The sequence below is a fragment of the Falsiroseomonas oryziterrae genome (assembly GCF_021864505.1).
Lineage (GTDB): Bacteria > Pseudomonadota > Alphaproteobacteria > Acetobacterales > Acetobacteraceae > Falsiroseomonas > Falsiroseomonas oryziterrae.
In genome coordinates this window covers 1-915 of record NZ_JAKJIB010000637.1, presented here as the reverse complement: position 1 = coordinate 915, position 915 = coordinate 1, and the positions used below count along the sequence as shown (strand labels likewise).

1 protein-coding gene is annotated in these 915 nt (G+C 75.6%); it reads right to left on the bottom strand.

Annotation, left to right across the window (positions count from 1 at the left end):
• Positions 1 to 97: 97 nt before the first annotated feature.
• The coding region (locus L2I40_RS23785) for a transferrin-binding protein-like solute binding protein (RefSeq protein WP_237217816.1) at positions 98 to 915 on the bottom strand (818 nt) is incomplete at its 5' end.

Genomic DNA, 915 nt, shown 5'->3' with positions numbered 1-915 from the left:
GATAGGGGCCGGGTCGGGCCGCGCCAGCGCCACCGGCGCGGCGACGGCGAGCAGCAGCGCAAGCAGGCCGCGGCGCAGCCCTGCGCGCGCGGCGCCGTCAGCGGCTGGCGCCGAAGGCACCGATGAAGGAGGCCGCGCCGTTCGTCACGGCGAAGGAGCCGCCGACCTCGCGCCCATCCGTGCCGAAGAACTGGCCGCCATACTGGCCGGTGAGGCCGAGCCGCGCGACGGTCTCCGTCGCGTTGCCCGCGAAGGTGCCGGTGTTGCGGCTGAAGGCGACGTTCTGCAGCGTGAGGCCGGGCATCTGCTGCCAGGCGCCGGGCAGGACCTGGCGGGAGTCGCCGATCGTCCCGCCGATCCGCGCGGCGGCCCAGTCCACGCCGAGCGTGACGGTCGCGGTGGAGAAGCTCGGCGCCACGCCCGGCGACTGCCCCTGGATGAGCGCGGCGCCCTGATAGGTCGCCGTGCCGGCGACGGGCAGCAGCGTCACGGGTGTCGGGAAGCCGAAGGCGGCGGCATGGGCGACGGTCGGCGTGCCGGGCGCGGACAGGTTGGGGCTCGACCAGATGCCATAGGTGACGGCTGTCATCGGGCGCGAGGTCGTGCCGTCCGACAGCACGGCGCGTGACGCGCCGCTGCCATAGGCCACGACGCGCTGGTCGTTGCCGGTGACCGTCTGCCAGGTGCCGGTGCTCGCGAGCGGGCCGGTGTTGAAGCTGCTGCTGCCGGCGCCGCCCTGCGTGCTGCCGGAGATGCGCGCGGTGTTGCCGGCGAGGTCGAGCGTCGCGGTCGTCACCGTGCTCGTCGAGAGGTTCTCGGGCGGCGTGTCGCGGGCGACGAAGGCGGCGCCGAAGACGCCGCTTGGCAGTACGACGGGGGTCGGCTCGGGCGCGGGGGCCGCGGCGGGGGAGGCGG